The 13,700-nt window shown below is 33.7% G+C and carries 9 protein-coding genes and 2 pseudogenes; 5 read left to right on the forward strand and 6 right to left on the reverse strand.

The genetic code is table 11. The annotated features are described in order from the left end of the window. Positions 1-799 precede the first annotated feature (799 nt). The 4 genes from LC087_RS18950 to LC087_RS18965 form a co-directional block, all read right to left on the reverse strand. Positions 800-1,012 (reverse strand): hypothetical protein, encoded by a 213-nt coding sequence (locus tag LC087_RS18950; RefSeq protein ID WP_226540647.1) that lies wholly within the window; start codon positions 1,010-1,012, stop codon positions 800-802. A 72-nt stretch (positions 1,013-1,084) separates the two neighbouring features. Then, a complete protein-coding gene (locus LC087_RS18955) occupies positions 1,085-1,645 on the reverse strand; it encodes a recombinase family protein (RefSeq protein WP_226540648.1) in 561 nt (186 codons plus the stop codon). 607 nt (positions 1,646-2,252) lie between these two features. Then, positions 2,253-3,353, reverse strand: coding sequence for a hypothetical protein (locus tag LC087_RS18960; RefSeq protein ID WP_226540649.1), 1,101 nt, complete (start codon positions 3,351-3,353; stop codon positions 2,253-2,255). Positions 3,354-3,415: 62 nt separating this feature from the next. After that, positions 3,416-4,213, reverse strand: a complete 798-nt coding sequence (locus tag LC087_RS18965) for a C39 family peptidase (protein WP_226540650.1) — start codon at positions 4,211-4,213, stop codon at positions 3,416-3,418. Positions 4,214-4,587: 374 nt separating this feature from the next. Between LC087_RS18965 and LC087_RS18970 the strand changes: the two genes are divergently transcribed. The 5 genes from LC087_RS18970 to LC087_RS18990 all read left to right on the forward strand — a co-directional run bounded on the left by LC087_RS18970 (position 4,588) and on the right by LC087_RS18990 (position 10,017). Then, positions 4,588-6,348, forward strand: a complete 1,761-nt coding sequence (locus LC087_RS18970) for an ATP-dependent nuclease (RefSeq protein ID WP_226540652.1) — start codon at positions 4,588-4,590, stop codon at positions 6,346-6,348. 292 nt (positions 6,349-6,640) lie between these two features. Next, entirely contained in the window at positions 6,641-6,970 is a 330-nt protein-coding gene (locus LC087_RS18975; RefSeq protein WP_226540655.1) for a hypothetical protein, read from the forward strand. Between the two features lie 433 nt (positions 6,971-7,403). After that, entirely contained in the window at positions 7,404-8,570 is a 1,167-nt protein-coding gene (locus LC087_RS18980; protein WP_371932722.1) for a restriction endonuclease, read from the forward strand. 119 nt (positions 8,571-8,689) lie between these two features. Beyond that, positions 8,690-9,859, forward strand: coding sequence for a DNA cytosine methyltransferase (locus tag LC087_RS18985; protein ID WP_226540659.1), 1,170 nt, complete (start codon positions 8,690-8,692; stop codon positions 9,857-9,859). Positions 9,860-9,891: 32 nt separating this feature from the next. Further along, a complete protein-coding gene (locus LC087_RS18990) occupies positions 9,892-10,017 on the forward strand; it encodes a hypothetical protein (protein WP_264189923.1) in 126 nt (41 codons plus the stop codon). Between the two features lie 152 nt (positions 10,018-10,169). Here the strand turns inward: LC087_RS18990 and LC087_RS18995 are convergent. Both LC087_RS18995 and LC087_RS19000 read right to left on the reverse strand, forming a co-directional pair. Further along, positions 10,170-13,167 (reverse strand): annotated as a pseudogene (locus LC087_RS18995) (Tn3 family transposase). Between the two features lie 112 nt (positions 13,168-13,279). Continuing rightward, positions 13,280-13,681: pseudogene (locus LC087_RS19000) on the reverse strand (phage portal protein); the annotation flags it as partial. Positions 13,682-13,700 lie beyond the last annotated feature (19 nt).

Consider the following 13,700-nt stretch of genomic DNA (forward strand, 5'->3'; position numbering starts at 1 on the left):
ATTTTACTATTTATTTAGTAAAATTTAAAAATAACCAAATATATTCTGAGATATTGGTATGCATATTACAATCAGTCTAAATCCTCAAATAGCACCTTTAGGAATAAATAACCTCTCACAAATTCAAGTGAATTATATAGTAATTGATGTTTATTTTTTTTGGAAATAATATTTATAAATAATAAAAATGAACTAGTTTAAATTAATTTAAGGGTTTTATTGGATTTATTATAGTCTTTTTATATGATAGATTAGATTCCAGATTTATAAATACGGTCCTAGCAGACCAACCCTTTTATGTAAGACTATTATGTCGTCTATTCCATATAAAACGCACGTTTCTACTTGGAAAAAAGCGTACCAAATAAAATAGCGATAATTGTATCATTTTATTTATCAGTCACAATGATCTTCTGAAAAAAAAATTTTCCTCTTCACTTGGACAAACTTGATGAAGGTGTTACCCCTTAAAATCTAAATTAAGAAGTACGTTTAATTAGTGAATTACTTTACAGATTTCCCGAACGGAAGAGACCACTTCCTTATATGTGGGATGATAGTGAGGTCACTTGCGGTGTAGGTTTGGCTACATTAAGCATCTGAAAAACGCTATACTTGAGTTATAGACAAAAACAAGTCTCTAAAACGCTAATGTGTTCTTTGAAAATACCATAAGCATGATGTTGTATAGCATAACTCCTACTAGGCCTAGTGACAGGGTAGCTGCTCTAGACCGCAAAGTAATGTCAAGCAATATAGAGTCAGAAGAGGGCAACTCCAAAATAAAAAGACGACCTTTTCAGACCGTCTTTGCAAGTTTATTCATTTCTTTAATCGCTTCTTTTTCGATTTTCTCTCTTAACTCTTTAGAACCTTCAAATGTAATTGTATAGTCAATAACCTGTCCATCTTGCAATACACATTCAATTCGACCTGATGAATCTCCGATACTTATCACTAACTCAGCAACTTTCTGATCGCCTAGTTCAAATACAGTTGATGTTTGAACCATTTTAGTCAACCCTTTCGTATCGTGTGGTATATGTACTTATTCTATGACACTACAAAATTGCCCTGCTCAAGATTAATGTTCATTGCTATCTAAATAACGATAAATCGTTGTACGAGACACGCCCCATTTTTCTGCAACATCTGTAATAGGTGTTCCATTTTTAATTAAAGATTTCATCATTTCTATGTCCCTAGGTCCATACTTACCTGGACGACCTCCTAGACGTCCACGAGCTTTTGCAGCTGCTCTCCCTGCAGCTGAACGTTCCTCAATCAAGTTCCTTTCAAATTCAGCAAATGCAGCAAACAAATGAAACATCAATTTTCCTGTTGCATTACTTTTATCCATCGTTAGATTTTCCTGCAAACTATGAAAAGCAATTCCACTTTCATTTAGATGGTTGACTATTTGAATTAAATCTTGCATATTCCGTCCTAATCGGTCTAATCTCCACACTACAATTGTGTCACCTTCCCTTGCATATCCAAGTGCTTCGTCTAAACCAGGACGTTGTCTTTTTGCACCACTCATTTTATCATGGAATATTTTAGCACAACCATGTTTTGTTAACGCATCTTTTTGTAAATCTAAATTTTGTAAACCTGTTGATACACGGGCATATCCAATCAACATTAAACATCACTCTTTCTCATTCTTCATTAAGTTTAGTGTAACATAAGATAAAAAGAAGAAGGTTTTAGAACATAGAATAATGAACAGAGTTTTGTTACACAAAAGATAGAAAAAAAACACTCCTTTTTATAAAAATGTGGAGTGTTCAAAAAAGGGTGGGTTTCTGAACAACTCCATTTTAAAAAGGTGTTTTTATCCTTAAAAGTAAAAATATTTAGATGTGGCGGTTGAATCCTTGAATCGTTCACGTACCACTTTTTGATACGTTTAACCTTTGTTTTTGTTGATATTATTAACACATCGAGTTCTTTTTTAGGATATTTTGGGTAGATTGCACTTTATCGTTCAGTTGCTGATTCTACCCCGTATAGCCAACTAAAGGGTTAATAGAGAAGATTTTATTAAAAAAAGACGCATAAATTTGCGCCCATTTTCCGATTCTTCTCGTATTTAATTACATCGTCTTCTAAAAATATCGGCATCCTACCGTTGTCAACTCGGCAATACTCTGGCGGAAAGTCGCCCAATTATTCACGACCTGGCGACTGACCTCCCACCTATTTGCAAGATCCGACTTTGCTAGCAACTTCATCGTTAATTCTTTCGGTTACTTATTAACAACAACTAGTACGGTTTCTTCTTTTTCATTGCGATAAACATAAAACATATCGCCGTCTTGATTATAAGCTGGCTGTTCTATAATATCGGTGTTTTCTACTTCTATGTCCTTACTAGGTAGCTGATCGTTACTTAAGAAGGTTTTTATGTGGTTTTCATCTGTAGTAATAGTAACATTTTGATTGTTCACTGCAAAATAGTCGAGGTATTCATTTTTTTCTTTAGAGAAGAAAGGTGAATACTCTTTTTTATTGATGTCAAAATAACCAAACTCTTTATTTATCCAGTCTGATTTATCGTTAAAATGGAATGCATAAATCTTATCATTATCTATTTTAGAATAACCAGGGTATTTAAAAGGTGAATCAAAAATAGAGATTTTCTTACTGTGTAAATCATACACCTTATATACTCCTTTATCGTTAACTGTATCTGTCCATACCAGTTTATTATCATCCATACTGACAAATACATTGTGCATACCAAATTCGTTAATAGTATCAACATCAATTGTTTCTTTACTATTTAAATTATGTAGTTGTACAATTGCTTTTTCTTTACCCCCACCTTGACTCGTATCAAGATATACCCACGAGACATACTCATTATAAAGTGTAGGGATATCTAATGTTAGATAATCTGAATCTGATTCAGTGAGTTGGCTTTTTTCTTTTGTTTCTTTGTTATACGCGTATAATTTAGTATAATAACCGTCTACAGTAGAGTCCAAAAACACTAAAGCATTTTCATTGGATAATACATTTTGAAGAGCAGACTCTTTAAACTCACTCTTATATATTAGTTCTTCTTCTTTGGTTTTAACATTGAATCCTATTAAGCAAACTTCTCCATTTTCTTTTTCAAAGCTTCCATAATAAATATTATTGTAAAAAAAGCCATTTATTATATTTTTGTAGGGTAATATATACTCGGTTTTATTGTCCACTATTTTTTCGCTTTTAACAGTCCGCTCTGTTACATCTATGTCAGACGGCCCCTTGTCTTGAACTTTATTCTTTACACTTTCTTGTTCATTTTGGCAACCTGAAATTAGTATAACGATAACAGTAAGAATAAGAAATCTTTTCATTTTATCTATCCTTCCCTAGAAAAAGAAGGAGGGGCTTCCTCCTTCTTTAAATCATACATCTACTAATATACCATTACTGGATTGCTTCCTTCTCTATCTGCTTCATAAACAGCCTTAACTACACCGTTTGAAGTTGTAGAACCTAATGGATCCCAATGAGCTCCTCGATATGTTGAGCTGTAATGCGGATCTACCATTTTAATACTTTTTTTACCTGTGCTGTAAGAATATGAATAAGCAGATATAGTATTGTAATGTCTAATATCTTTACCACCGTACCTTGGTAAAAATTCTGAAGTTATAAGTACAATTGGAGCATTTATTTTATTACTAAGAACATATTTAATTCTACTTTCAAATTTACTAGTCGGGTTAGAATAACCTGCTATATCAGCAGTACCGTAAGGATTAGAGCTGAATTTGTATGTGCTCTTATATGCGTTCAACGCATTTTTTAGCCCATAAGAAGAGCTTCCAGCTGTAGATGTACCGGCTTTACTAGCTAAAGTAGATTGGGATGGTAAAGAAGCCGATGATCCAGATTTACTTTTGTGGAAACTTAGACTTTGTCTTACTGCAGCTGGTCCACACCAGTAAGTTCTTTCTTGCTTATAGTTTGATACTGAAATTGAGTAATATTGACCGCTTGCATTTGCTTTGTTTCCATTTTTAATTTTATTTTTTTCCCATTCTTCTGCTGCTTTATCTTTTTCAGCAATAAGTTCATCGTTTTCTTGCTGTTCAAGATTAGATATAGGTACGTCTGTTAACGCACCGTTTTCGCTCGATTCAGCAAAACTTGTTGCGGGTGCCATTAATAATGAAAGTCCTAGCGCTAATGGAATAATATTTTTTTTCATATACATAACCGCCTTTTTGATTTTTTTCTAAAAATGTATTTAACCACCGGTGGTTAAATTATTAGAAAAACATTTTGCGCAAGTACTATTTTAAGATAATTATGGTATTTTTGTAAAGACATTTTGTGTTACTTTTTTATATTTTTTTGAAAAGTTTATAATAAGTCAGAATCGCAATTAAGCCGATTCCGTGCCGTTAATCTCGTCCTTTTTGCCCAACCCCCTAATGGACTATTTCGGGGGTTGGGCAAAAACATCCAACATAGATTGATAAATTCATAATCTAAATTCCGATTTTATTTTACAAAAAAGAACATATTAATTACTTCTAACATATGGATAAATGATAAAATAAATAGAAAAGGAGGATAAATATGCTTAAGGATAAAAATAAGTCTAAGAAAGAAGAAATAATAACAAGACCCAGGTTGCATAAATTAACGATTAAAAACTTCAGAGCTATTGGGAAAAAACCTGTAACAATTGACCTTGATGAAATAGTTGTATTGGTTGGACCAAATAACGCAGGTAAGAGCTCAATATTGAAGGCATACGAACTAATCATGTCTGAGGGATCAAAAAATGCAGAAATAACAATTGATGACTTTCCAAATAAAATAGTAGATAAGGACAATTTACCGGAGATAGAACTCTTTTCGATTGTTAACTCATTAAATTCTCCTGGTTCAAAATGGATAAATCGTTCTACTGGTGAAATGATTGTAAGAGAGAGATGGATATGGACTGCTCCAGGTAAACCTATAAGGCAGGGATTTGATACAGAAATAAATGATTGGAGAAAAGAAGTCCCTTGGGGTGCAGCCAATGTTGCAAATTCTAGGAGACCTGAACCACATAGAGTAGATGCATTTGAAGATCCAGAAAATCAAGCAAAATCATTAGTTAAGATTTTAGAGACTATTCTTAAAGATAAAGTTAATGAAGTCACAGAGAAAATGGAATCTGATGGGAGTGACAATGAATATAGTTCCTTATTGGAACAAATTAAAAGTATTCAAAAAAGAATTGTAAGCGAATCAGAGTCTCAAATTAACTCAGTAGAGATGGAGCTAACAAACTCCATAAAAGGAGTTTTTCCTGGTTATGTAGTTAATTTTGATGCAAAACCTGAGGAAAATCTACAGCACACAATCAGTTTTTTCAAGGCTTCACCACAACTACTAATGGGTCCAGAAAATGGGTTTAAAAGTGACATAGGGAGACAAGGTAGTGGCGCAAGGAGAACTCTACTATGGGCCGCACTAAGATTCATTTCAGAAAACGGTTATCATAAAAAACCCAAAGAACGTGAAAGTTCTTTAAAAAGATCTAATATACTATTAATTGATGAACCAGAATTGTGTTTACACCCTAGTGCTATCAGAGAAGCTTGTAAAGTCCTATACGATCTACCTAAATCTAAAAATTGGCAAGTGATGGTAACTACCCATTCTCCTTCTTTTATAGATTTATCAAGGGATAACACAACAATTATTAGAGTAGAAAGAACTTTAGAAGGAGAAATACAAGGTACTACATTATTCAGACCAGATACCGTTAGATTAGATGATGATGATAGACGTCTATTAAAATTGTTAAATCAGTTTGATCCATACGTAGCTGAATTTTTCTTTGGTGGACACACAATTATAGTTGAAGGTGATACAGAGTATACAGCATTCAAACACATTATTCATAATGAACCCGAATTTTTCAAGAATATACATATAATTAGGGCAAGAGGTAAAGCTACTATAGCTTCCCTAGTCAAGATATTAAATCATTTTAATACATGTTATTCAGTATTACATGATAGTGACACACCTTTGAATAAGAACAATGGAAAAAGTGCAGCTTGGGGAACAAATAACAGGATATTAGGAGCGGTTCAACAACACCCAAGACCAGGAAAAGTGAAATTAGTGTGTTCAATTAAGAATTTTGAGGCTGCATTTTTAAGCAAAGAAGTTACTAGTGAAAAACCTTATAACGCTTTAATGGAGCTTACCAGAGATGATGTGGTTTACCAGAATATAAGAACATTATTACATTCTTTATACGATCATTCGCAAAAATTACCTACTGGGGCAATAGAGTGGGATGATATCTCTCAGCTTGAGGAAGTAATTAAATAGTATTTAAAGATCGTTTAGTTTAAAGTATGTAGAAATAGATATATTTTAAAAACAGGAGTGCGGTATCATCTTTAAGGATGATATCACACTCCTGTTTTCGTTTTATAATTTAATTACCATAATTTTTTTAGAAAGGAAGATTTACATCAACATTACGATTATTAAAAGCTTACTTCGTAAAGCACTTCTTTATAGACTTTTAACAAATATAGAGAAAACTGTATCAAACGCTAATCTTTCTCACCAAGAAGTTAGTCAGAGTACAGGGAGAAAAGGAAATTGGTTTAATGATGTGTTTAATAATAGTGAAGACATCAAGATATCAACTCTAGCAAAAATATTAACGGTTGTTAATAAGCATACCCCCATAAGTGACTATAAACTAACGGATTTGTTCGATGAAAAAGTGTTAAGAATTTCTAATACTATTGCTAGTTTGTCAGATGAAAGTCCTGAAACAATAATAAAATTTATAGAGTCTGAGAATGAACTATTTATGGATCTTATAGCTGATTGGGGATCATTACTTTCTAAAAATAAACTATCGGATGAAGAACAATTATATCTCAAGGATTTGAAACAATTAATACACACCTTCACGAATAAAGGGGACAATACATAATGAAAAATAGAAAAGTTTGGTTTATAACCAGACCAGAACGTGATCCGAAATTTCATAGATGCTTTAAGAGCACTCCAAAATGCTACAGATAATTTTCAAACAAAATGGCCTAGAAATCGTGAAGCTCATAAAAGATACGAGGAGGTATTAGGAGAAGAAGGATTAAAGCGAGATAATGTTAGTGTAGACGGATCGGGAGGTAGAACATGGGCTGCCATGTTACGTACTTTTGGATATGCATATATTAACTCTAAAGGATATCTAAGCCCTACCAAAGTGGGGATTTCTATACTCAAAGGGGAAAAAAGTAAGAGAAAATATATCAAAACAAATCTTAACTCTGCAAATTCCTAATGCTTATTTTTTAGAAAGTGGATTCCGTCCCAAGTACGAAGAAGGTTTTCAAATTAGACCAGCAAGATTCATTGTTCGATTGGTTAATCAACGAGAGCTTGATTATTTTTTAACTAAAGAAGAAATCACTTTTTTTGCTCTGACAGCTAAACGAGATGACGAAATTCGAGCGATAACTAAAAAGATTATTCATTTTCGAAACAGTAATGTAGAAGAAAAAAATCAGATCAAGAATCAAATTGCAAATACGTATGACCATCGACAACGGTTAGATAGTGGTGCTAGAGACTTTGTGTCTGCCCATGGTGATGTAGCGCATACTCTAATGATACTCTGCGATTATACTGGACTTGTAAGCTATATACGTGGTGATGCACTAAGGGTTCCTATTGAAAAGCAACAAGCAACTAGTAATCAGCTCATTGAATTAGATCATAGATACCCATTTAACAAACGATATTTAATATCATTACAACGGTTTTCAGAAAACGCTGGTCTTGATATTGATAGTTACAAAGCTAGTGCTTATGGGGAAATTAGTCCTGCTACAAATAAAAGTAAAAGCATAAAAAAAATGCATCGCCTACTTTCTCCTTATCCGTTAATACAAAGCCTTTCTCAAAATGAAATCATTTCAATTTTGGAAGGAGAATTCTCTACAAGTGAGGCTAAGAAATATGCAAGTAACTTGAAATCCTATAAATACACCTCAATGAACGAAGATTTTGTTGAGTCGTATCTTTTCGAGGAAAATGATTTAGTTTTTGAAGAAAAAACGGCTGAAATTTTAAAAGCCATTGGTTTTAAAGTAGATTTGAGACCCAAACCTATAGATCAAACTATAAAAACTGAAATTGAGTTACTGCTTCATGTAGATGATCATACTATTTGTATTATTGATGCTAAAAATTACAAAAAGAAATTCACTCTTTCTGCTCAATTAGCCTCCCATATGGGGTCAGAATATATTCCGAATTATAATGGTTATGAAGGAAAAAAAGTTCGATATTTTGGGTATGTTACTGCTAATGATTGGGGTGGAGAGAAGAACTTACTTAAAATAAGTGAGAAAGCCCAAAAGGCTGACTCTGTTTTAGTAAGTAAAGGAGCAATATTTTCTGCAAAAGCTTTATTAGGTTTTTTAGATTACTGTATTGATAGTAATTTTAATGAAGACCAAAGAAAAAAACTGTTTATTAATTGCTTTACTAATAAAGGATATAAAAACGTTTCTGACATGATTTAATCATTCAGAAACATTTTTTGCTGCTTTTTTATTGAAAAAGGTGTAGAATAAATAGCATACTAGTATGCAAGAACGTATTTTCGTTTTGTTTATTCTAATACCAAGGAGTGAAATGCAACATGATTTTCAAAAAAGGAGAACTTTTTAATGGCCCTGGTGGACTTAGTTTAGGAGCTAAAAATGCAAGGGTGATACATCCAAGAACCGGAGAAGAATGGCGCATCGAACACCTTTGGTCAAATGATTATGATGCAAAAGCTTGTGAGACTTATCGGCTGAACATATGTGAAGACATTGAGGATTCTTCTGTACATTGGGGACCAGTAGAAGATTTACCTATAGGAAATAAGGATGTTCTTGGTGAAATAGATTGTTTTGCTTTTGGTTTTCCATGCAATGATTATAGTCAAGTAGGAGAAAAGCATGGGTTAAATGGTACATTCGGTCCTTTATATTCTTATGGAGTTAAAGTATTAGTTGATTATCAACCGAAGTTTTTTGTTGCTGAAAATGTTGGAGGATTACAGAGTGCTAATGAAGGGAAGGCATTTATTCAAATCCTTACAGAATTAGAGGAGTGTGGCTATCAGTTAACACCACATCTTTATAAATTTGAAGAGTATGGTGTCCCTCAGGCTCGCCACCGTATTATTATTGTGGGGATTCGCAATGACTTGGCAAAAAAAGGCATCGAATATAAAGTTCCAGCGCCTACGAGTCTTTCCTCCATAGATTACACAACTTCTTATGAAGGGATAACAAATCCTCCTATACCAGAAGACTGTGCAAATCATGAAATGCCTAGACATACACAAAAGGTAAAAGATATGCTCTATCACATTCCTGCTGGAGAAAATGCATGGTATCCAGGGATTCCAGAACATTTACAACTTAAAGTTAAAGGTGCACGTTTAAGTTCTATTTATAAACGTTTAGATCCGAATCGTCCAGCTTACACAGTTACTGGAAGTGGAGGGGGCGGAACTCATATGTATCACTGGGAAGAATTAAGAGCTTTAACTAATAGAGAACGTGCAAGGCTTCAAACCTTTCCCGATGATTTTGTGTTTTGTGGTAGCAAAGAGCAAGTAAGGAAGCAAATAGGTATGGCTGTACCTCCAATAGGTGCTCAAATAGTATTTGAAGCGATTTTAAAGACTTTTGCAGGTATTGAGTACAACTATGTTACTCCTACTCCTAAATTACAATTAGAAAAACTTAAAGGAAAAACAAAAAAATTAACAGATAGAAAATTTTTAAATAAACAACAAGATATTGCCCTCGTATGATTGGATAATTTCAAAGGAGGTGTATCTATCTTATGGCTAAGCATTCTGGAGGTAAGATTGGAAAAGCTGGAAAAACGTTATCTAACCCCAAATCATCTAAAAGTCAAAAAAGCAAAGCTGCAAAAGTACTTGTTAAACATAAAAATAAAATGCATTAAATATTGATGGAGATAGATCTTTAACCAATAAGCCGAATATACAAAATGAACATTCTGTTGTATTCGGCCTTTTTTATAAAACAAAGCCACTTTTCTTATTCCAAATTTTCAAAAATGAGGATTATATTTGCTGATATATGAATGAAAATTAGTTAAGACACTTTCATTTTAATTGGTATCCTTTGTTCCATATTTAGTTTGAATGTCCCATATGGATTAACATGGTTGTAAAACAAAGGAGTTAATCCCCTGAAATCTTCAGTAGTCATCTTTTTCAACCAATATTGGTCGTTATCATATAGAATCTCTTGAACCATTAATGTATTCATATAGACAAGACAATTCTGAAGTAATTGCAAAGAGAGTACAGATACCTCCTGATCTTCTGTGGAATTGGAACGGAGTTCACTATTCTTCCCATAAAATATATAAGTGTTCACCGAATTCCAATGCTCAACTGTATTCAATCCTTCATGTATCTCTCTACGTACATCTTCAGAGTGCAAATACTCACATAAGAAAATAGTTTTTATAGCTTTACCTAGCTCACATAAAGCACTATATGTGGGGTGTTGTGTATCTCGTGTAAATCGTTTTAGAATCGATTCTGCAGAAGCTGTACCTAAACGTAGTGCTGTTGTATACTTGATGATCTGGTCATATTGTTGGCGAATTAATTCCCAGTTAATAGGCTTACTCAATACATCATGTAAATGAGGATATTCTTCGTTCATACCTGATTCAGGCCTGTATAACTTTTGAGAACCAATATTTTTAAATCGAGGCATCAATTTAAATCCAAGAATATGACAGAACGCAAAAGCAACAACACTTTGCCCATGTGTATCAACATAGTTTCTATCAATTTCCATATCTGTACAGTGATGAAGAACTCCTTCTATCATGGATGCTACCTCTGAAGAAAGGCATGACTTCAATTGAGAATAAATGCAGGCTGACTTTCGATCTGTGTGCCAATAAATCATGACGCCATGCTTTTTATAACGAGGATGCCATTCAGTAAGAAGATTTTGATCCCAAGAACCAAAATGCTTTGAGTCGGAAGCGCAAGCAGTAGTGGCTTCGCCCCATATATCCTTCATACGATGATAAATAATATGATTAGTCACTTCTGCATTGGCTTTCCGTAAATGATCCTTATGTATAAATTTATTTCTAATGTATCTAAGTTCTCTATAACTATCTGAATTACTGCCAGCTGATACAGCTTTTAAACCCGTATTTGTCCCTAGTGCGAATAAACTGAGTAAAAGACGACGTTGGATGGTTTGTCTGTCTAATATTTCTCGCTCAGCTGTTGTCTTGAAGTGCTTAGAGAATCCTGTATGAAAGTCTGTTTCTTTCAACAAGTCCAATAAATTAATATCGGTCCATTTATTCTTGATGCCTTGTTTGATTTGACTTAAATGTGGAGGATCAGGCTGTTTTTCTAGAGGTGAAACTCGAATCCATCCTTTATTGTTTTTAAGAACAATCGATACTTTGTGGTTGCTTTTATCTTCAAACCCTTTATTTAAAGTGCTTAACCGTTCTTTCATTAATTTTTTGATGTCTGAAATAAATAAGTCAGCTTCTAGAGGTACTTTCAATGCCTGAAAATGTTCTTCTTTACGTTCTTCAAAATCTTGAGGCAGGTCTTCATCTGGATTTCGATATCGATTGGCTCCCTCAATCCAAACTTCTTTACATCGAAGTCGAGTTCGAAGGGATTGTAGAACAGCAATTTCATAATTGATACGATTGACTCTTTCAATTCCCTTACTATCCGTTTCAATAATTATATCCTTCCATTTTGATTGAATGACTCCATCAATAGGAACTTCGTCACCAATAGCAAAATAGCGCTGGCCACTTTCGCCATATTCTCGAATAAGTTTAATAGCTTCAACAACAGGTTGATGGAACTGATTATTTGAACGAAAGGTAAGACTCTCTAAGATTTTAGAAAGCGTTTTTCGATAATGACCTTGATAAGAAGAGTGCATTTTTGTATAGATTCTTTCTTTATATTCTCGATTATTTCTGGTCATTTCTTTAATAATATCTTGAATTAAATCTGAGCTGACGATAGGAAAAAGTGTGTCTTGAATAATTCCATCTGGATGAGTAACCGCTGCTTCTAACAAGTTAATAATGTGCTTATTCTTGCCTTTAACTCGTTCTAATTCTTCTATAGCTTCTTTACGGGTTGTATTTTTAGCTCTGTTTCCAAATTTCAGAGTAATTTCATCCATAAAGTCAGCTAAAGAATCAATAACTTCCTCATGACGATATGAAAATAAGATGGCTAATAAAGTGTAGCGAATGGGTGATGGGTGTGCACGCAATTCCGTTATGGTCTCCGTAGCTGCTCGTAGTTGATATTTTTTTTATTAATTTTGGAGGCAAATGATGAAATAGTCTTGGAGGAATATGCAGATGTCGGATTGCTAACAGCTTTTTAACTTCTATTTCCATAGCGTTCACACTTGGTTTACGAGGAGAAGATAAAAGCTGACGGAATGATAAAATATCAGATTCTACTTCGTTATGAATTTCTTCTTCAAAACCATCTTCCCAATCTTCATCAGAATACGTTTCCAGTAATGAATCTAATCGTGAACAAGTTTTTGTAGATAACTTCTGATATGTCGTTTGAAACAAATTTGTTTCAAACGAGTCAATGGTAGAATCAATCATTCGTTTCAAACTTCCAATCGAAGGTGGTTCGACCTTCCACTTGCGAAATAGATTGTACGCTTGGCTTTTTAAATAGTCGGTATCATGTATGTACTGAACGTGTTCATTTAACCACTCTGTGAAAAGTTCTTTATCTTTTGAAGATAATTCACGAAAACCGAAAAATTCTCTAATTTGTTTTCGATGGTAGGTAAAATTTCTCTCGTTTGTTCCCCAACGGTATTCATCAAAAAGCGATGCTGATAATCCCAATTGACTGGCTATATGTTCAATTACTGCTTTAGGTATATCTTGCTTCTTGTCTGGAAATTTGGCCTCAAGTTGAAAATACTTTAATAATGCTGTAAAACCTAACCGGCTTGCACCTGTTTTATTACCTATCAATTTCTGCTCAACTGGCAATATTATGAAATTTTCTAATAACTCATCTTCATTCCAATTTCGTTTCATGAATTCACTTCTCCTATTCATATAATAACTACTATTTTGATTGTAAGCTATTAATAATAGGATGAAAAGTATACTTTGCGGTCTAGAGCAGCTACCCTGTCACTAGGCCTACAGGTTCGACATATGTTGAATCTAAAGGTAACAGGTTCATCACTTGACCACGCATATCTCTTTCAATCAAGGCATAAGCGTTACCCGTTTCATTTCTGGCTACTTCAAGGTAATTAATAAACTCAAAGCTCGTCATATTTTTGTTAGGTTCATAGATTAGTAATTCTGCTACATGATGATTTGTAACAGCGTTATAGTCTTGATATAGCTTCAATGGCAACGATGATAAGCTATTACTTAGCTTAGATATCGCGCTGAAAATCGTTTCATTTGTCGCTAATTTAGAGTAATCTATACCCCAAAATGTGCGACCATTCCACGTTGAAAAATCATATCCTTGTCCTGACCATGATTGCTGTGGATCTGTTTTATTTCTCTGTAGTAGTCGATTCCACCATTTCAAACTCTCACCACCTTTCAAG

Origin of the sequence: Bacillus carboniphilus (assembly GCF_020524035.2) — a bacterium.
In the GTDB taxonomy this organism is placed as follows: Bacteria; Bacillota; Bacilli; order Bacillales; family JAIVKR01; genus Bacillus_CC.